The sequence below is a fragment of the Polaribacter sp. SA4-10 genome, assembly GCF_002163835.1.
Lineage (GTDB): Bacteria > Bacteroidota > Bacteroidia > Flavobacteriales > Flavobacteriaceae > Polaribacter.
On sequence record NZ_CP019331.1, the window covers coordinates 3,238,655 to 3,257,483 of the forward strand.

Annotated in this window: 17 protein-coding genes; 5 read left to right on the forward strand and 12 right to left on the reverse strand. The window is 29.6% G+C overall.

All coding sequences use genetic code 11. The annotated features are described in order from the left end of the window. Position 1 precedes the first annotated feature (1 nt). From BTO04_RS14230 to BTO04_RS14245, 4 genes are all read right to left on the reverse strand, one after another. Positions 2 to 577, reverse strand: a complete 576-nt coding sequence (locus BTO04_RS14230; RefSeq protein ID WP_087565128.1) for a YdeI family protein — start codon at positions 575 to 577, stop codon at positions 2 to 4. Beyond that, positions 578 to 1,903, reverse strand: coding sequence for a M28 family peptidase (locus BTO04_RS14235; RefSeq protein ID WP_087565129.1), 1,326 nt, complete (start codon positions 1,901 to 1,903; stop codon positions 578 to 580). A gap of 78 nt (positions 1,904 to 1,981) precedes the next feature. Next, positions 1,982 to 3,793, reverse strand: coding sequence for a DUF885 family protein (locus BTO04_RS14240; protein ID WP_087565130.1), 1,812 nt, complete (start codon positions 3,791 to 3,793; stop codon positions 1,982 to 1,984). 184 nt (positions 3,794 to 3,977) lie between these two features. Next, positions 3,978 to 4,361, reverse strand: a complete 384-nt coding sequence (locus BTO04_RS14245) for a DUF6249 domain-containing protein (RefSeq protein ID WP_087565131.1) — start codon at positions 4,359 to 4,361, stop codon at positions 3,978 to 3,980. Between the two features lie 140 nt (positions 4,362 to 4,501). On the opposite strand from BTO04_RS14245, the gene BTO04_RS14250 reads away from it, so the two are divergent. Together BTO04_RS14250 and BTO04_RS14255 are read left to right on the forward strand one after the other, a co-directional pair. After that, the gene (locus BTO04_RS14250; RefSeq protein ID WP_087565132.1) at positions 4,502 to 5,083 is read left to right on the forward strand and encodes an RNA polymerase sigma factor; all 582 of its coding nucleotides are present in this window, start codon (positions 4,502 to 4,504) and stop codon (positions 5,081 to 5,083) included. Then, entirely contained in the window at positions 5,070 to 5,480 is a 411-nt protein-coding gene (locus BTO04_RS14255) for a hypothetical protein (RefSeq protein ID WP_087565133.1), read from the forward strand. The genes BTO04_RS14250 and BTO04_RS14255 overlap by 14 nt, the downstream gene beginning before the upstream one ends. A 196-nt stretch (positions 5,481 to 5,676) precedes the next feature. Here BTO04_RS14255 and htpG read toward each other — a convergent pair whose 3' ends face one another. Continuing rightward, positions 5,677 to 7,587: a molecular chaperone HtpG gene (gene htpG, locus BTO04_RS14260; protein ID WP_087565134.1), complete on the reverse strand. Its 1,911-nt coding sequence runs from the start codon at positions 7,585 to 7,587 to the stop codon at positions 5,677 to 5,679. 194 nt (positions 7,588 to 7,781) lie between these two features. Here htpG and BTO04_RS14265 point away from each other — a divergent pair, with 194 nt between their 5' ends. Then, positions 7,782 to 8,789, forward strand: a complete 1,008-nt coding sequence (locus BTO04_RS14265; protein WP_087565135.1) for a 3-oxoacyl-ACP synthase III family protein — start codon at positions 7,782 to 7,784, stop codon at positions 8,787 to 8,789. A 408-nt stretch (positions 8,790 to 9,197) separates the two neighbouring features. On the opposite strand, the gene BTO04_RS14270 is transcribed toward BTO04_RS14265, so the two are convergent. Continuing rightward, positions 9,198 to 11,600, reverse strand: coding sequence for a TonB-dependent receptor (locus tag BTO04_RS14270; protein WP_087565136.1), 2,403 nt, complete (start codon positions 11,598 to 11,600; stop codon positions 9,198 to 9,200). A gap of 95 nt (positions 11,601 to 11,695) precedes the next feature. Here BTO04_RS14270 and BTO04_RS14275 point away from each other — a divergent pair, with 95 nt between their 5' ends. Next, positions 11,696 to 12,058, forward strand: a complete 363-nt coding sequence (locus tag BTO04_RS14275) for a CoA-binding protein (protein ID WP_087565137.1) — start codon at positions 11,696 to 11,698, stop codon at positions 12,056 to 12,058. Positions 12,059 to 12,151: 93 nt separating this feature from the next. On the opposite strand, the gene BTO04_RS14280 is transcribed toward BTO04_RS14275, so the two are convergent. From BTO04_RS14280 to pyrR, 5 genes are all read right to left on the reverse strand, one after another. Further along, complete coding sequence (locus BTO04_RS14280; RefSeq protein ID WP_087565138.1) at positions 12,152 to 13,069, reverse strand: ribonuclease Z; 918 nt, start codon at positions 13,067 to 13,069, stop codon at positions 12,152 to 12,154. After that, positions 13,066 to 13,386: a T9SS type A sorting domain-containing protein gene (locus BTO04_RS14285; RefSeq protein WP_087565139.1), complete on the reverse strand. Its 321-nt coding sequence runs from the start codon at positions 13,384 to 13,386 to the stop codon at positions 13,066 to 13,068. The genes BTO04_RS14280 and BTO04_RS14285 overlap by 4 nt, the downstream gene beginning before the upstream one ends. 20 nt (positions 13,387 to 13,406) lie before the next feature. Continuing rightward, on the reverse strand, positions 13,407 to 13,739 hold the full coding sequence (locus tag BTO04_RS14290; RefSeq protein WP_087565140.1) for a hypothetical protein: 333 nt from the start codon (positions 13,737 to 13,739) through the stop codon (positions 13,407 to 13,409). A 4-nt stretch (positions 13,740 to 13,743) separates the two neighbouring features. Then, a complete protein-coding gene (locus tag BTO04_RS14295) occupies positions 13,744 to 14,673 on the reverse strand; it encodes an aspartate carbamoyltransferase catalytic subunit (protein ID WP_087565141.1) in 930 nt (309 codons plus the stop codon). Positions 14,674 to 14,762: 89 nt separating this feature from the next. Continuing rightward, complete coding sequence (gene pyrR, locus BTO04_RS14300) at positions 14,763 to 15,302, reverse strand: bifunctional pyr operon transcriptional regulator/uracil phosphoribosyltransferase PyrR (protein WP_087565142.1); 540 nt, start codon at positions 15,300 to 15,302, stop codon at positions 14,763 to 14,765. Positions 15,303 to 15,492: 190 nt separating this feature from the next. On the opposite strand from pyrR, the gene BTO04_RS14305 reads away from it, so the two are divergent. Then, positions 15,493 to 16,863 (forward strand): lipopolysaccharide assembly protein LapB, encoded by a 1,371-nt coding sequence (locus BTO04_RS14305; protein ID WP_087565143.1) that lies wholly within the window; start codon positions 15,493 to 15,495, stop codon positions 16,861 to 16,863. 117 nt (positions 16,864 to 16,980) lie between these two features. On the opposite strand, the gene BTO04_RS14310 is transcribed toward BTO04_RS14305, so the two are convergent. Then, positions 16,981 to 18,822 carry a PLP-dependent transferase gene (locus tag BTO04_RS14310; protein ID WP_087565144.1) on the reverse strand — a complete coding sequence of 614 codons (1,842 nt, stop codon included), beginning with the start codon at positions 18,820 to 18,822 and terminating at the stop codon, positions 16,981 to 16,983. Between the last annotated feature and the right edge of the window lie 7 nt (positions 18,823 to 18,829).

Genomic DNA, 18,829 nt, shown 5'->3' on the forward strand with positions numbered 1-18,829 from the left:
ATTACCAATTACCACGAGATTTAATATTTGCAGCACATAACCGAATTATTTCTATAATTCGGTTATTTTTTGTGGTTTCTCTTTTTGCTTGGTTCAACCAATACAGGTAACTCTTTCTGTAACTAGGTGCAAAGTTATTGTAGTTTTCTAATGCAGTTTTATTTTTATTCAATTCTGCTTGTAAATCTGCAGGAATTATACCTTTTTCAACAGCATCTAAAGCAGTCCAAGATCCATTTTGTTTGCCAATTTCAATAATTTCTAAACCTTTGTAATGCATTAAATTAGCTTCTATTAACTCTTTAATATGCTTTTTATTTAATGCACTCCAAACACTTTTTGGATTTCTAGAACAGAAATATTGTCTACGTTTTCCGTTTCCTAAACTTTTAACGGTAGCATCTATCCAACCAAAACACAGTGCAACTTTTACAGCTTCTTCCCATCGCATAGATTCTTCTTCATTCTCAACTTTGTAAAAAATTAAATAAATTCCAATAGAAATATCGTAATTTTCTGAAAGCCAATTACGCCATTCACTATCATTTTTAAAATAGAGTTCTGTTTTTTCTAACACTTATCTCATAATTTTATTGGGGAAAACAACAACACTTTCATGTCCGTTTTCATCAACTGAAGCAACACCAAAAAAGAAATTATCAATTACAATTCCTTTTAAAGTAAATTCAGTTGATTCTACATATCTGCTATGATCCCAAGTAGGAGAAGTAGTGTCTCTCCAATAAATTTTGTACCCTTTTGCACTTTCAACTTTATTCCATTTTAATTTTACGGAAGCTTGTACAATTCCTCCAATAGAAACTTCTGTAGGACTTGGCGGAGCAGAAGCTAAACCTGCCATCGTTATTGAGTTTACAGCAGTTAATTTTTTAGCATACTCAAAATTTACATTTTCAAAAGTATCACCATATTTTATACCGTTTTCTATTCTAATATCTTGATGCTGTTGTGTGTAATTCTCATGCGCTTCCATAATTCTAATTCCGGGGAATCCTAAATCATTAAAAGGTCTGTGATGTCCTCCACGTCCAAACCTATCTAATCTGTAAATCATCATTGGGTTCATTTCTGGCATATAAGTTTTAGTCATTTTATGAGTATATCTTGCTAATTGGCGTGAAATTCCATCAACTTCACCACCATAAAAACGACGCATTTTTCTTTGTCTTTCGGTTTCATTTGCAGGAACTGGTTCAGAAAAAATTCTAAATGCACGATTGTCTATAACACCATCAACACCTGTTATATTTCCAATCATATCATTATTTAAAATTCCAATAATTTCCCAACCTTTATCTTTTGCATATTTTGCCAATCCTGCTCCACCAAAAAGACCTTGTTCTTCTCCAGATAAACCAACATAAACAATACTGCTTTCAAATTTGTATTTACTTAAAACTCTTGCAGCTTCAATAGTTCCTGCCATTCCTGAGGCATTATCATTTGCACCTGGAGCATCCGTTGTAAAATCCATCGTATCACTTGCTCTAGAGTCAATATCACCACTCATAATAATATATCTGTTTGGGTATTTTGTGCCTTTTTGTATCGCAACTACGTTTACAACCCAAGCATCATGAGGTACTCTTTTACCCATTTCTGTGGTGACTAAATCTTTTTGATAAAAGACATCGATACAATCACTACAGCTTGTAGAAATGTTTTCAAATTCAGATTTTATCCAACGTCTTGCAGCACCAATTCCACGCGTAGTAGAAAGGGTGTCAGAAAAGGTATTTCTTGTGCCAAATTCAGTCAGTGTTTTTATGTCAGATTTAATTCGATCTGAAGAAACAGCGTTGATAATATCATAAATTTTTGCATCTGTTTGTGCAGACATCGATATTGAAATAAATAAGAATAGTAATGTGATTTTTTTCATCGGTAGAAATTAGAATTTAAAAATACAAAAAACCTCTTTATAAATTTATAAAGAGGTGTTAAAAAGTGCAAGAACAAATTATTTTACGGAAGCGATCCAATTATTAATTTTGTTTTCTAATAAAGCTAAGGGAATACAACCTGTTTCTAAAACTTGATTATGAAATTCTCTAATATCAAATTTCTCACCTAAGTGTTTTTTAGATTTTGCACGTAGTTCTCTAATTTTTAACTGACCAATTTTATAGGATAATGCTTGCCCAGGATTCGCCATATAACGTTCAATTTCAGAAATAATACTTGCTTCTCCTTCAGCTTCATTCTCTAAAGAATATTGAATTGCTTTTTCTCTGCTCCAACCTTTTGCATGTATTCCTGTGTCCACCACTAATCTAATTGCTCTGTGCATTTCCATTCCTAGCATTCCAAAATACTGATATGGATCTGTATACAAACCTAACTCTTTACCCAAATTTTCTGTATATAAAGCCCAACCTTCACCATACGCACTATACCATAATGTTTTTCTGAAATCTGGTAAAACTTTACTCTCTTGTGTTAATGAAATCTGATAATGGTGTCCTGGAATTGCTTCATGTAAAAACAAAGCTTCATCAGAAAATACATTGTATTTTGTAGCATCAGGAATTGGGGTGTAAAAAACACCCGGTCTTGTACCGTCTAAAGAACCAGGATTGTATTCTGCACTTGCAGAAGCTTCTCTAAATTTTTCGGTTTGCTTAACTACAAATGGTGTTTTAGGTTTATTTCCAAATAATTTTTCTAATTGCGGTTTCATTTTTTCATGAATTGCATTAAAATTAGCTAAAATTTCTTTCGGAGTTTTATAAGGCATTAACTCTTTATTTTCTCTAACAAAATTGAAAAAATCTTTTAAACTTCCTTTAAAACCAACTTCTGTTTTTACTTTTTCCATTTCGGATAAAATTCTTTCAACTTCGCTTAAACCAAGTGTATGAATTTCATCTGCCGTCATATTCGTTGTTGTGTAGTTTTTAATAGCGTGCTGGTAATATGCTTTTCCTTGTGGAACAGCAGTAATTCCGCTTTCTAATAAACCTGCGTTTAAATAATCTGACTTTAAAAATAAATGTAATTCTTTAAAAGACGGAACTAATTTATCATTTAATATAGCTGTATAATTAGCAGTTAATTTGTTTTTTTCTTCGGAAGAAAAACTGTCTGGAAAATTGTTAATAGGAGAATAAAATAAATGCGTAGAGAAATCTAATATTCCTTCTGAAGATTGATGCACTGTTGCAAGTGTTTTAAACTGCGGAATTATTTTTTTTGTTAACGATTTTGGTAACACATAACCTTCTTTAATACCTTGTTGCATTCGTTTTTTAGCAAACTGTAACCAAACATTGTATTTGTCTAATCTACTTAACCAATTTTCGTAATCTTTAACCGTTTTAAAGGGTTGTGCGCTACTACCACTTGCCAATTGTCCTATAGTTAAATTTATAGTCCACATTTGATTTATAGGTAATAATACATCATTTTTAAAACTATTTTGAGCCAACGCCATTTCGCAATCCCAATCCAAAACAGCTTTACTCATTTGCTGGCCCTCTGTTAAAGAATTGTCTTTAAAATTTGTTAATTTGGCTTTATAAACGGTGTAAAAGTCTTTTGTTTTTTGTTGATATTCATCAGACAATGTATTTGGGAATTGGTCGTTAAAACGATTGTCTCCTGCAAAAGTTGCGCTTATTGGGTTTAACTTTAACTTCCCTTTATTATACTCTTTTAATAACTGATTAAACGCTGAGTTTTCTGAAATTATTTTTGCTTCTTTAGGTGTTTCTTGTTTACAAGAAGTAAGTAGTAACAAAAATGCAAAAATAGATAGCATTCCTTTTTTCATAGTAAGTTGTATTTTTAATGTGAATAAATTTGTTTAATTTTTACTGTATTATAATACCAAAATGGAATTTCAATTACTTCTTCGTTTTCTAAAGATTTTGCTCTAAGATACAGCCTTTTTAAAAACAAAAAAACCACTTCAATAAAATTGAAATGGTTTTTAGAATTGAATTTTAATGAAAAAGTTATTCGGTATCTAATTTTTTAGTTTGTTTAAAACCAATTAATAAAGCTCCACCAGCACATAAAAAGATAGAAGCTGCATAGAAAACACCTGAATCAATATAATTATCAGGTCTAGTTTCCCATGAACCATTATGTGCAAAATTATAACTTAATAATGTACCTAATAGAATTCCAACTCCAATTCCTACAGCTAATAACCCTAAGTTTAAAACTAAAACTTTCCAAAACGGTGCTGTTTTTCGTTTTTCTCCAGACATAAATATTGTTGCATCTGCTCCTTTTTCTATTAAAGCCAAACGCTCTTTGTTTCTTGTTGAATAAAATAAATAAAAGATTCCGAAAATTACTGCGAACAAGAACATAAATACTATTGCTACTTCCATACTATTGTTTTTTAAATGTTTAATTTTATTGTGTTTGTAGCTTTGACGATTGATTTTAAGAAAAGGTTACAAAAAAAACATAAAAAATATTTTTTCAAAAATGTGTAACCTTTATTTAAAATATACAGTCATATAAAAAAATGACTAACAAAGACCATCTAATTATACAAAAAGTATTGCAAGGCAACACAAATGCCTTTGCAGAACTAGTAACTGCCTATAAAGATTTGGTGTTTACATTGGCATTGAAAATGGTTAAGAATAGGAAAGAAGCAGAAGAAGTAAGTCAAGATACATTTATAAAGGCATTTAAAAATTTATCTAAGTTTAAAGGCGATTCTAAATTTTCTACTTGGTTGTATAAAATCACCTATCACAATTGTTTAGATAGGTTTAAAAAGAACGAAAAAGAATACAGAACAAGTTCTATAGAAACATTAGCCTCTTTTAATGTAAGCTCTTCTGATGATGTTTTAAAATCAATGGAAAGGGAAGAAAGAGCAGAAATGTTGAAAAATTGTTTAGAGAAACTACCAGAAGAAGAAAGAACCATTTTATGGTTTTTCTATTATAAAGAATTAAGTTTAAAAGAAATTATAGAAGTTACTCAGTTTTCTGAAGCAAATATAAAAGTAAAATTACACAGAGCAAGAAAACGATTATTAGCAATTGTAAAAGAACGTTTTGAACCTGAAATGATAGCGCATTATGGAAAAAAATAAACAAGATTTAAAAGAAGATATTTTTCTTAAAAAGTATTTGCAAGAAATAGATTTAGAATCTCCAAATTCTAACTTTACAAACAATATTATGGATACTCTTTTACAAGAAGAGAAGAAAACGGTATTAAAAAACGAGCCTTTAATTTCTAAGAAAATGTGGTTTGTTGTATATGGATTTATTGCTACTTGTGTGTGGCTTTTATATAGCGATAAAACTACAAGTTCTATTAAGTTCCCTTCTGTAGATTTAAGTTTTTTAAATAAAATTCAGATTCCTAATTTATTTGATAATTTATCAATTTCTAACACATTATTTTATGCAATTGCTTTTTTTACCGCTATGGTTTTTGTACAAATAATATATTTAAAAAATCACTTTAATAAAGGTTTTGAATAGTTTTTATTGAACCAAGCCTTTGGCATGTCTGCTGCAAACTCGTTGGTTCCATTACTAACTCGTTTTTCAAACCTTCTTTCAGAGATAAAATATAGCTTTAAGTTTTCTTTAAGACAAATCGTTTTTTTAACAATTTATATAAAAAAAAGCCTCCTTGTTTTCACAAGGAGGCTCAATATTTAAAGCAACTGTGTTGCTATTTAATTAATTCGTAAGAACGTTTAATAAAGTTTGTTAACTCTTCACCATGTAAAAGGTTTTGAGACAATTTAGCTAAATCAAAAGCTTGAGAGATTAAGTGTTTCTGTGCTGCTTCATCTTTATTATTTAAGATATCAGAAACTAATGGGCTATTTGTATTTACAACCAAATTGTACATATCTGGAAAATTACCCATTCCCATCATTCCACCACCACCAGAAGCTTGCATTTCTTTCATTCTACGCATAAATTCTGGAACAGTAATCATAAAAGGAGAAGAAGCAGAATCCATAGCTTCTAATTGAACTGTATACGTTTTAGAATTTACAGCACCTTCAATAATTGGCTTTAACGTTTCTTTTTCTTCATCAGATAATTTAGAAATTACATTTTCATCTTTCTTAATTAAATTTTCAATATGATCAGCATCTACTCTTGTAAATTTCACTTTTTCACCAGCGCCTTCTAATTTTTGCATTAAATGCGAAATTATTGGAGAATCTAGTATTAACACTTCATACCCTTTTGCTTTCGCTTCTTGAATATAACTGTGTTGTGCATCTTTATTTGCAGCATACAAAATAACATGATTTCCATCTTTATCAGTTTGAGAATCTTTTGTTTTCTCAATTAATTCATCAAAAGTGAAATACGTATTATCTACTGTTGGATATAAAGCAAACTTCTTAGCCTTGTCGAAGAATTTATCTTCAGACAACATTCCGTATTCAATAATTACTTTAATATCGTTCCATTTTTTCTCAAAATCGGCTCTGTCTTTTTTGAATAAAGAAACTAATTTATCACCTACTTTTTTAGTAATATAACCAGAGATTTTCTTTACGGCTCCATCTGCTTGTAAACCAGAACGAGATACGTTTAATGGAATGTCTGGAGAATCTATAACACCTTTTAACATTTGTAAAAAGTCAGGTACAATTCCTTCAACATTATCAGTTACATAAACTTGATTTTGATATAATTGAATTTTGTCCTTTTGCATATCCATTGATGGACTTAACTTAGGGAAGAATAAAATTCCTGTTAAATTAAAAGGATAATCAACATTTAAATGAATGTGGAATAAAGACTCTTCAAATTGCGTTGGATACAATTCTCTATAGAAATTATCATAATCTTCATCGTTTAAATCAGCAGGCGCTTTTGTCCAAGCTGGTGCTGTATTATTGATGATTTTATCAACTGTAATTTGTTTGTGAGGCTCCGTTGTTTCTTTACCTTCTGCATCTTTTGTAGTTGCTGGTGTAAACTCAGGATCGTTAATTTCTTTCGTTCCAAATTTAATTGGCACTTGGTTAAAACGATTGTATTTGTTTAATAAACCTTCAATTTTACCTTCTTCTAAAAATTCTAAAGAATCTTCTGCAATATGTAAAACAATTTCTGATCCTCTGTCAGATTTGTCGTGTTCAACTAAAGTATATTCAGGAGAACCATCACAAGTCCAATGAGCTGCAGGTGCATCTTTAAAAGATTTTGTAAAAATATCTACTTTTTCTGCAACCATAAAAGCAGAGTAAAAACCTAAACCAAAATGACCAATTACACCCGTTTCATTTTTGTCGTCTTTGTACTTTTCTAAAAACTCTTCAGCTCCAGAAAATGCAATTTGGTTGATGTATTTTTCAACTTCATCCATTGTCATTCCTAAACCTTGATCTTTAATTGTAAGGGTTTTAGCATCTTTGTCTATGCTGATTTCAATCTTAGCATCCCCTAATTCTGTTTTGGCTTCACCAATAGAAATTAAGTGTTTTAATTTTGTAGTTGCATCTGTTCCGTTAGAAATAAGTTCACGTAAAAAAATTTCGTGATCAGAATACAAGAATTTTTTAATCAGTGGAAAAATATTTTCTACCGATACATTAATATTTCCTTTTGCCATTTTTATTTATGTTTTGTTTTACTTTATTATTTGTGATAAGTAGTAGTCAAAAAAAATACCAAAGATTTATTTATGACAAGATGACAGAAGGATGATCATTAAGCTAAAAAAGCAAGTAGTCTATTATATAGACAAAAATCACTATTTTAGCATACGACAAACAATCAAATAAATAAAAGTCATAATTAAAAACGATGTATAATTCAAAAATTACAGGTCTTGGGTATTATGTTCCAGAAAATGTTGTTACAAACAATGATTTAAAGGAATTCATGGAAACTTCAGACGAATGGATTCAAGAAAGAACAGGTATTAAAGAAAGAAGATGGATAGATCCAAAATCTGGAGATACAACTGCAGTTATGGGAGCAAAAGCTGCTAGAATTGCAATTGAAAGAGCTAGTTTAACAAAAGACGACATCGATTTTATTGTTTTTGCTACTTTAAGTCCAGATATGTATTTTCCTGGTGGTGGAGTTCAAGTACAAGACATGCTTGGAATGCCAACTATTGGTGCATTAGATGTGCGTAACCAATGTTCTGGTTTTATTTATGCAATGTCTGTTGCAGACCAATTTATAAAAACAGGAATGTATAAAAACATTTTGGTAATTGGTGCGGAAAATCATTCTGGAGGATTAGAACGCTCTACAAGAGGAAGAAATGTTTCTGTGATTTTTGGTGATGGAGCAGGAGCTGCAGTTTTATCTAGAAGTGAAGAAAAAGGGAAAGGAATTTTATCTTCGCATTTACATTCTGAAGGAAAACATGCTAAAGAATTGGTTTTAGAAGGACCTTCTACACAACGTTGGGTACCAGAAATTTTAGAAGCGAATGACCCAGATGATATTTCTTATTATCCTTATATGAATGGACAATTTGTATTTAAACATGCAATTACTCGTTTTTCAGAAGCAATTAAAGAAGGTTTAGCAGCCAATAATCTAGAGAAAGAAGATATTGATATGTTAATCCCTCACCAAGCTAATTTACGTATTGCACAGTTTATTCAGAAGAAGTTTCAGTTGTCTGATGATAAGGTTTATAATAATATAATGAAATATGGAAACACAACTGCTGCATCTGTAATTATTGCATTAACAGAAGCGTGGGAACTTGGTAAAATAAAAGACAATGATTTAGTTGTTTTGGCTGCTTTTGGTAGCGGATTTACTTGGGGTTCTGTTATTATACGCTGGTAATATAAATACTCTTATATAATAAAAAAAGACTCGTGAAAACGGGTCTTTTTTATTACTCTTTTTTGAATATTTTCGCTCGTTATTCTGATTATGTATCGTTTGAATAACTTATACTTAACGTTAGTGAAAAGTAGTTGAAATTTAATTTATAACATCAAAAACACCTGTTCCTCTCAAATATACATTACTTTTCCAGAGACACGACCTATAATTATAGTCGTTTATTTTTTTTCTTGGGAAAATACAGAAACAGATAAAATGAAGAAAAACAGCGTAACTTTTTTATATAGATTCATAAAACCTACAGCAATTAAATAGGTTTTAAAAAGTAGGTTTTTTTAGAAAAAAAAAACTCGAATTTTGCTATGCAAAACCCGAGTTTTTAATTCAAATAATTATTTATAGATATTAAAATCCGCCACCGCTTTGTTTTTCATTACTATCTCTTTGTCTTCTTCTTTTTGCTTTATTTTTTCCACTACCAAATTTGTAATTAAAACCTAAGTAAGCAGTTTGGCTTTCCCAATTAAATCTTCCGTTTTGCGCATATGGCGTCTCTGCATCAAAAGCAAATTTCATTCCTTTAAAAATATCATTTACTCTAAAGTTTATGGTTCCTTTGCCTTCTAAAACGGTTAAGCTTGCTCCAGTATTTACCATCCACATGTTTTGTACTTTCCATTGTATGTCTTCTTGTGGGCCTCTATACATTGCAAATAATTGTAATCTTAAGTTTTTAGAAGCTTTAAAACTATTACTAATTCGTGCATTAAAAACTTCATTAGTTACTTCTAATTGTTGCGAATTTGATGTTGTTAAATCAACTAAACCTTTTTGTTTTTGCGAATAAAAATCCATACTAGAATTTATTCTCCACCAATTATTTACTTTATAATTTGCAGAAAATTCGAGTCCATAAGAGCTTGTGTCATCAAAATTTGTATGAGAAAGAATTTGCTTAACATTGTTAGGGTCTGATTGGTCTTTATAGGTTACACGAGAAATGTTATCGTTAATTTTTCTGTAAAAAGTTCCAAAAGTTAAAGAACCATTTTTAATTTGACGTGTATAGTTTACTTCAAATGAATTTGTAAATTGTGGGTTTAATTCAGGATTTCCTATTGATGTAATTAAAGGAGTACTCCATTCTCTAATAGGATTTAGTTGTCCAATATTTGGTCTATCAACTCTTCTGCTGTAACTTAATTGAAATTGATTTTTTTCTGATGGATTATAAGTAAAAAATGTTGATGGATAAATACTAAATATTTTATCAGTTACAGTTTCTGAATTTTCACCAACTTGATTAAATAATCCATCAATTTCATATTGCTCTAATCTAGCACCTAATTGCATGGTTACTTTTCCAAATTTATGCCCATAATTAGCATAACCAGAATAAATTTTTCTATCATAATCAAAAGATGAACTTGGGTTTCCTGCTTGGTTTGTATCATTAATGTTAGCAGTATTATCAGTTCTATATTCTAATCCTAATTCTAGCTTTCCTTCTTCAGAAATAGGGTTTGTATAGTCTAAATTAACTAAGGTGTTATTTCTATCATTTTCTATATCATTAAAATAGTTTAGTCCTTTGTCATTTGGATTAATTAAATCAGAATTCATTGCATCTTCAGGAGAATCTGTATTAGAATATGTAGCCTCAAATTCTAAATTATGTCCTTCTTTTTCAAATTCAACTTTATAATTTACATTATAAGTTCCTGTAGTATTTTCTTGGAGTTGAATATTTTGTGCATTTGCAGTTAAAACATTATTTTCTGTAACTAAAGTGCTACCACTTCCATTTCCATCAAAGAAATTCTGAGTTGTATAAAAAGACAATGTGTTTTTTTTATTAAGGTAAATATCTGCTCCAACTTTAACTAAATGAGATTGATTATCATTTATAAATTGAAAATCTTGCAAAATAGCATTATTAGGTCTGTCAACAAATCCGTAGTTAAAGTTATCACCTCCATTATACCCGTAATTTCCAAAGAAATTTACTTTCCCTGTTTTATAATTTAAATTAGTAGATGCATTGTAACGTACATAATGTCCTGCCGTAATTCCTGTATCTAAAGAACCGTTAAAACCCATATTTGCGTTTTTATTTAGGATAATATTAATAATTCCACTCATTCCTTCAGGATTGTATTTTGCAGAAGGATTGGTAATTAATTCAATACTTTTTATAGAAGTAGAAGGAATTTGTTTTAATAATTGTGCTGTGCTAATATTTGTTGGTTTACCGTCAACTAAAACACGCACATTATCGTTTCCTCGTAAACTTATAGCGCCTGTTTGGCTATCTACACTTACAGATTGCACATTGTTTAAAAGCTCAGAAGCTGTGGTTCCTGCAGATGTTAAATCTTTACCAACATTAATTACTTTCCTATCTACTTTCTGAACAACTGTAGACGTTTCTGCTCTAACAATAACTTCATCTAATTGGGCACTGTCTTCATTTAAAGCAATTGTACCTAAATTTATGTTGCTATTTTTGTTGGAAATATTAATTTCTTTTGAATACATTGTAAAGCCAATAAACTGAACTTCAATAATGCTTTTTCCTTCTGGAATACTTTTTATTTTAAATGTTCCTTCTTCATTTGTAATTCCTCCTGTAACAATTTTTTTCACCATATCTCTAACAACAATATTTACATAAGGCAATGCTTCTTTTGTAGTATTATCAATTACTTTTCCAGTTATTATTCCAGGCTTTGGTAGTTTATCTTTTGCTAACTGAGCAAAAGAATTTGCAGAAACAGTGAACATAATTAATAGTAGTATCTTTTTCATTTTGGTTTATTTTTTTTTAATTTCGATATTATATAGACGCCTCATTGTTTATCTTTGTTACTAGAATAAACATCGTTTAACGTAATATTAACAATATGAAAAATGTAACATTAGTTATTGGTGCTTCAACAAATCCTAACAAATATTCTAACATTGCTATTAAAAGACTGGCAGATAAAGAGATGCAAGTTGTTGCTTTAGGTTTAAGAAAAGGAACCGTTTCTGGAATTACTATTGATGAAGAAAAAAAAGACTATAAAAATATTGATACTGTTAACCTGTATTTAAATCCTAAGAGACAAGAAGATTATTATAGTTATATAATTAGCTTAAAACCTAGAAGAGTAATTTTTAATCCTGGAACAGAAAATACGGAGTTTGTAAAATTGTTGCAAGAAAATAATATTGAATCAGAAATTGCTTGTAGTTTGGTTTTATTGAGTATCAATCAATATTAGTTTTTTTATTGATTTGACTTTCCTATAAAAAGAAGGAATTTATAAAAAAGGAAGTGTTTATATTTCTGCTTTTTAAGAAATAATGAAACCCTTTTAGTCTACAGAAAAAACAACACCAGGTTTTGCTAATTCTACATTAGAGAACGTTTCTTGAGCTTCTTTTTTAAAGAGAGAAATATCTGTATATCTACCAGAATAATGCCCTAAAACTAACTGTTTTACTTCAGCATCTTTTGCAATTTGTGCTGCTTGTTTACTTGTAGAGTGTTTTGTTTTTTTAGCTAAATCTTCTCTGTCTGATAAAAAAGTTGCTTCATGATATAACAAATCTACATTTTTAATTAACGGAATAATATCTGGTTTATAATACGTATCACTACAAAAAGCATAGCTTAGAGGTTTTGCAGGATTAATTGTTAATTGTTGATTTTTTACAACTTCACCAGTTGATAAAACTACATCTCTACCTGCCTTTATATTGTTGTAATCACAACGTTCTATTTCTGGATAGCCACTGATGTTTAACATGTTCAACTTTCTTGGCTTCTCTTTTTCAGTAAACAAATACCCATTTGTGTAAACTCTATGGTTTAAAGGGATTGTTCTTACAGAAACTTTATCATCTTCAAAAATTAGCTCACTTTTTTTAGAAGATAATTCATGAAAAATAAGAGTATATTTTGCGTGAGATTGCGAAATTTTTAATTGTAATAAGGTTACTTCTTTAATTCCTTTAGGACCAAAAACATGTAAGTCTTTTTCTCTGTTTAGAATACCAAAAGTTGATAATAAACCAACTAAACCATAAAAATGATCGCCATGTAAATGAGAAATAAAAATATGATCAATTTTAGAAAAGCCAACTTTATACTTGCGCATTTGACGTTGAGTTCCCTCACCACAATCTATTAAAAAATGACGATTATTAATTTCTAAATATTGCGAAGTAGGAAAAGCGTTTACACGTGGAGTTGCAGAATGACACCCTAAAATAGTGAGGTTTATACTCATCGAATAACAAAACGTTTAGAGATCATATTATTCTTACCTTGTATTGAATAAATATACATTCCAACTAGTAAATCATTCTTAAAAAAAAGAATAGAATTTTTACCTTTTTTAGAAGTATACGTTTTTTTAAAAACAGTTTTACCGAGTATATTTTTTACACTAAAAATTAATTTAGATTCACTTGTAGAAGTAAAATTTATATTTGTTGAGTTTGTAAAAGGATTTGGAGCAGCAGATAAACCATCAATTGATTTTTCTTGTGAAAAACCTAAAGATGAGATTGTTAAAAGTAAAATAAAAAGTAATTTTTTAATCATTCACTTATGTTTTGCAGTTTTTAAAAACCTAATTCTCTTTGTATTGCTTCCATTTCTATAATATCTTCCGCTTCAATTAAGGTAGGAACAATATTAAAGGTCTCAGGAAAATCATCAACATTAATCTTTGTATTTACTATAACAAATGATGTGCCATTCTCTTTTTTATTGTCAGAAACACTCAAAAATAATAAAAAATCTTCTTTTTTCACGTTTATCTTATTAGTAACTTCGAGAATAAGATTCTCTTCTTTAAACTTTTTTTCTATTTTTAAAAAAGAAGTATAAAATTCTTTGAATGAGTTTTCATCCGAAGAAATAAGTGTGTAATTAGATTTTTTTTCAATTAGCATTGTATTATCTTTTTATTTGTTGCGCCAATAAATAAATAATTGCCATTCTAACAGCAACACCGTTTTCTACTTGATTTAAAATGATAGATTCGTTAGAATCTGCAACATCACTTGTAATTTCAACTCCACGATTTATTGGTCCTGGGTGCATGATTACTATTTTCTTGCCAAGGTTGTCTAAGATTTCTTTATTTATTCCAAAAAGTTGTGTGTATTCTCTAGTTGATGGAAAATATTTTATATCCATTCTTTCATGTTGTACGCGCAAAACGTTTGCAACATCACACCATTCTAATGCTTTTTTAAGATTTGTTTCAACTTCTACACCTAAGCTAGAAATGTATTTAGGAATTAACGTTGTTGGACCACAAACTTTTACTTTTGCACCTTGTAATTGAAGTGCAAAAATGTTTGATAAAGCGACTCTAGAGTGCAAAACATCGCCAACAATAACTATTTTTTTTCCTTTTACAGAACCTAATTTTTCTCTTATAGAGTATGAGTCTAATAAAGCTTGTGTTGGGTGTTCATGGGTTCCATCTCCAGCATTTATAATTTTTGCATCTACATGTTTAGATAAAAAAACACCAGCACCAACATTTGGGTGCCTCATAACAACAATATCTACTTTCATAGATAAAATATTGTTTACAGTATCTATTAAAGTTTCTCCTTTTTTTACTGATGATTGACTTGCAGAGAAGTTAATTACATCTGCAGATAACCGTTTTTCAGCAAGCTCAAAACTTAATTTTGTACGGGTACTATTTTCAAAAAATAAATTAGCAATTGTAATATCTCTTAAAGAAGGAACTTTTTTAATAGGTCGGTTAATTACTTCTTTAAAATGATCTGCAGTTTTAAAAATAAGATCAATATCATTTGCATTAAGATATTTTATTCCCAATAAATGTTTTACACTTAGTTCAGACACGTTAAGCTTTTTAAATTAGATGTTTGTAAATTATAATCTATTCTATCTTTTAAATGCATATTTTTTATTACAAAAACCCTTTGTGAGGGTTACTTTTGTTCTATATAAACGGCGTCTTTTTTATGAGTTTCATTCCAAGTAACCAAAACTTTTTCTTCATTTATTGCGTCTACTTGTCGGCCTCTGTAATTAGGTTGTATTGGTAAATGTCTACTAAACCTTCTGTCTATTAATACCAACAATTCTATGTGTTCTGGTCTTCCGTAAGATTGAATTGCAGTTAAGGCGGCTCTAATACTTCTTCCAGAAAATAAAACATCATCTATGAGTACTACTTGTTTACCTTCAATTAAAAAGTCTATTTCTGTAGCAGTTGCTGCTAAAGGTGCATCACGTCTTCTAAAGTCATCTCTGTAAAAAGTAATGTCTAAAAAACCTAATTGTAAGTTTTTAATTTGGTATTCATTTTTTAATAAAGACGCTAGTCTAGTGGCTAAAAAAGAACCTCTAGGTTGTAAGCCAATTAACACAGTATTTGAAAAATCATTGTGGTTTTCGATAAGCTGACAAGCTAGTCGATGCAGAATTATTTCAATATCTTTTGAGTTAAGTAATGTTTTTCTGCTCATTAGAAACCTATCAAATTAGGTTGATAGTTATTGAAAATCAAAATTAAAGGAAATAAATGTATAACCAAAATTTATAAGGAGTAAATAAAGATAAATGTTGTTAATTAAATTGTTGAAAACAATTAACGTCAAATTAAAAGCGGCATAAGACTTGTAGTACCTTTAAAATAATAATTCAAATCTCATAGTTATGTCTCTATTAAAATTTGAATCGATGCTCAAAACCAACAATATTTATTTTTTTGATTTGGTAGAGTTTGAAGAAATTATAATTCATTATCTTGATGTAGGAAAGCACTCACTTGCCAAAAAAGCGGTAAAGTTGGGGCTAGAACAACACCCGGCTTCAGTAGATTTAAAACTACTGCAAGTTGAGTTGTATGTTTTTGAAGGTGAACTGGATAAGGCGTCAAAATTATTAAAAAAAATAGCACTTATAGAGCCTAATAATGAAGAGGTTTTTATTCAGAAAGCAACTATTAATTCTAAAAAAGGAGACCATAAAGAAGCTGTTTTAGAGCTTCAAAAAGCGTTAACTTTTACAGATGATAAGCTAGATGTTTGGTCTTTATTAGGAATGGAATATTTGTATTTAGACGATTTTGAAAACGCCAGATTATATTTTTCTAAGTGTATAGATGTCGATTTAGAAGATTATTCTGCGCTTTATAATGTTGTGTATTGCTTTGATATGGCAAAAGAACATGAAGAAGCAATTAATTATTTAAATGTTTATGTTGATAAAAACCCTTATTGTGAAGTTGCTTGGCATCAATTAGGAAGACAATATTTTATTTTAAATAGGTTTAAAGAAGCATTAACTTCTTTTGATTATTCAGTTTTAATTGATGAATCTTTTATTGGCGGATATTTAGAAAAAGCAAAAACTTTAGAACAATTAGAACGTTACCAAGAAGCTATCGATAATTATTTAATTACATTAGAATTAGATGATCCAACAGCATTTGCGTATTTAAGAATAGGTGAGTGTTATCAAAAAATTGATAAGTATGAAGCCGCTATTTCTTATTATAAAAAAGCGGTACATGAAGATCCCTTATTAGAAAAAGGTTGGGTGTTGTTAACTGACATGTATTTTAAACAAGAAAACTTCCAAAAAGCAGGTTATTATATTTCTAAAGCATTAAAAATTGATGATGATAATGCCTTGTATTGGAGAAAGTATTCAGAAATTAATTTAAAACTTAATTTTTTTGAGGAAACTGTAACTGGTTTTCAAAAATGTTTAGCTTTAAATGACGATTCTACTGAAATTTATATTGGCTTAACAGATATATTGTCTTTTTTAGGTGAATTTGATGATGCAATAAATGTCTTAATAAAAGCAAAAAGAATTTATAAAGATTCTCCAGAAATAGAATACAGATTAGCAGGTTTGTTTTTTGTCTTAAACAAAGAAAAATATGCATTTGACCATTTAATAAGTGGGATGAAATTAGAGTATGAATGCAATTATATTTTAAAGGAATTATACCCAATAATGTATGATAATGAAAAAGTACAAAAACTTTTAAAGGATTATAAAAAAGCGATGGAGTAATTAGTACTTGTCATTTTTGTAAATAAATAAAAAGCCAAACTATTAATTTAGTTTGGCTTTTTTACTTATGTCTTACCCTAATAATGAGTTATGATAACTCTCATCATCTACCAATTTTTAAATTGATTTAACAAAGTCTAAAAAAACTTTTTTATGAAGTTCAATATCCATGTTAGATGAAAGTGATACACGGGCAATATAATCTTTGTCGCCCTCTTTAGTAGTTCCTTGAGTAGATGTTGCAGGAATCGTCCAATAACATCCATTTAATTGTCCATAACTTACACAGTATTTACTTTCATTGGGAATTTCTGTAATCATTAGATTGATTAACTTATGATTTAGTGCTCTTTTATAGGCTTCTTTTTCTTCAGGAGTATTCCCTTTTGTGGGAAGGTCTAATGAAAACACAGATGGAGTAAATCCTTTGTTTGCTAATTCTTCTGAAACAAAATTGATTTTTGCTTCTGGTAAAGTTTTGGTAATGAAGTTTACAAATTCACGTGTATTGGTATAAGCATCAATTATTCTTTGATTCATAGAAGGCAATTGCTTCGCTAAAATTTCATATTGAAGATCTGTAGCCTCGTTATCGCAAAGGATTAGATGCTTTTCTATTTTTTCAATCAAAGCTTCTGTGTTTTTATTTCCTACACAGTAACCAGCTGTACATAAACCGCCACTTGGAAATTTTGATCCGCTTGCAAATGAAATAGTCCTAACTGTTGATAGGATTTCACCTTCACCTAAAAAGTGTACATTCGGACAAAATGTTTGATCTAAAATAAAAACGGGATCTATTGCCATTTCACCTGTTGCAGTTTTACGCTTTTTACTTAAAACATTTTTTAATTGTAATAAATCTGGAACTTCAACTCTAGGATTTGTAGGGATTTCAGCGATAATATAAGGAATAGCATCTTCTATTGCAATTTTGTCTAAAACAGTATCAATGCTTTTATTCATATCATTACCACCATCAACTGGTAAATCCACTATTTCAACATTATCAATACAAGCAGCAACTCTTCGTGCTTGATCATTTGTTCCGCCATAACAATTTGGAGGAACAATAATTTTAATAGCCTTTCCTTTGTGATTTTCTAGAGCATCGTCAATTAATCCCATCAAAATAGCATATTGAACGGATAGTCCACAAGAAGCTACAAGTGCTTTTGTAGTTGTTCCTGTAATCTCATTAATTGAATCTAAGACACGTTTTTTGTAGGGCTCAATATTAGTATTCGTAACAAAAGGAGTCTTTTCTGTTAGTGCTTTTAAGGCAGCAAGAGAGTTAGCCGGTGTCATTGCAATAGATTCTCTTCTTCTTACATGCTGAATGTCTGAGATATACGTTTCATTTTGTTCACCGTTTATTAATAAAACACTTCCAAAATTAGCCTGAATATTGATAAAAAAATCTACGTTTGAGTTAAGGTTCGTTGCAGAAATATCTTTGCGTTGTGAAATGAAAATAGTACTTCCTTCAAACGTGTAAACCTCCTCAATATTTTTAACTTTTTTTAAATCAAACTTATAGCCATAAACTTTCTTTAAAATTTCAGCATCAAAAGAACTTGGTAACTCATCTGTAAAAACGATTTGGGTATTTTTATTATCAAATAGATTTTTTCTCAGAATAGCCAAAATAGGAATCGTTTTTGATGAAAAACTGATTACATTTTTTGGATTTAGATTGTTAAACTTAGCGATAGTCCATTCTAGAATACAAGATAATGGATGACCTAATCGAATATAGTCGTAAGCAGTTGGTAATTCACTTAGCGCTGATGTTTCAGTATTATTGTCATTAAACAAGACTTCAAACTGATCTAAGAATTCAGTTTTAGCCAGTTTTTCATCATAAATGTCTAATCGATGAGTTGTTAGACGCAACCAGTCAGTTGGCATATTTTCTAATACACCTTTAATATAATTTAGCATTTTGTTCTTCACCATAATATTA

What these genes read in the sequence shown, in the direction of transcription:
- BTO04_RS14235 (WP_087565129.1), bottom strand. Translation starts at nt 1,903, where the DNA reads ATGAAAAAAATCACATTACTATTCTTATTTATTTCAATATCGATGTCT.
- BTO04_RS14240 (WP_087565130.1), bottom strand. Translation starts at nt 3,793, where the DNA reads ATGAAAAAAGGAATGCTATCTATTTTTGCATTTTTGTTACTACTTACT.
- BTO04_RS14245 (WP_087565131.1), bottom strand. Translation starts at nt 4,361, where the DNA reads ATGGAAGTAGCAATAGTATTTATGTTCTTGTTCGCAGTAATTTTCGGA.
- BTO04_RS14250 (WP_087565132.1), top strand. Translation starts at nt 4,502, where the DNA reads ATGACTAACAAAGACCATCTAATTATACAAAAAGTATTGCAAGGCAAC.
- BTO04_RS14255 (WP_087565133.1), top strand. Translation starts at nt 5,070, where the DNA reads ATGGAAAAAAATAAACAAGATTTAAAAGAAGATATTTTTCTTAAAAAG.
- htpG (WP_087565134.1), bottom strand. Translation starts at nt 7,587, where the DNA reads ATGGCAAAAGGAAATATTAATGTATCGGTAGAAAATATTTTTCCACTG.
- BTO04_RS14265 (WP_087565135.1), top strand. Translation starts at nt 7,782, where the DNA reads ATGTATAATTCAAAAATTACAGGTCTTGGGTATTATGTTCCAGAAAAT.
- BTO04_RS14270 (WP_087565136.1), bottom strand. Translation starts at nt 11,600, where the DNA reads ATGAAAAAGATACTACTATTAATTATGTTCACTGTTTCTGCAAATTCT.
- BTO04_RS14275 (WP_087565137.1), top strand. Translation starts at nt 11,696, where the DNA reads ATGAAAAATGTAACATTAGTTATTGGTGCTTCAACAAATCCTAACAAA.
- BTO04_RS14280 (WP_087565138.1), bottom strand. Translation starts at nt 13,069, where the DNA reads ATGAGTATAAACCTCACTATTTTAGGGTGTCATTCTGCAACTCCACGT.
- BTO04_RS14285 (WP_087565139.1), bottom strand. Translation starts at nt 13,386, where the DNA reads ATGATTAAAAAATTACTTTTTATTTTACTTTTAACAATCTCATCTTTA.
- BTO04_RS14290 (WP_087565140.1), bottom strand. Translation starts at nt 13,739, where the DNA reads ATGCTAATTGAAAAAAAATCTAATTACACACTTATTTCTTCGGATGAA.
- pyrR (WP_087565142.1), bottom strand. Translation starts at nt 15,302, where the DNA reads ATGAGCAGAAAAACATTACTTAACTCAAAAGATATTGAAATAATTCTG.
- BTO04_RS14305 (WP_087565143.1), top strand. Translation starts at nt 15,493, where the DNA reads ATGTCTCTATTAAAATTTGAATCGATGCTCAAAACCAACAATATTTAT.
- BTO04_RS14310 (WP_087565144.1), bottom strand. Translation starts at nt 18,822, where the DNA reads ATGGTGAAGAACAAAATGCTAAATTATATTAAAGGTGTATTAGAAAAT.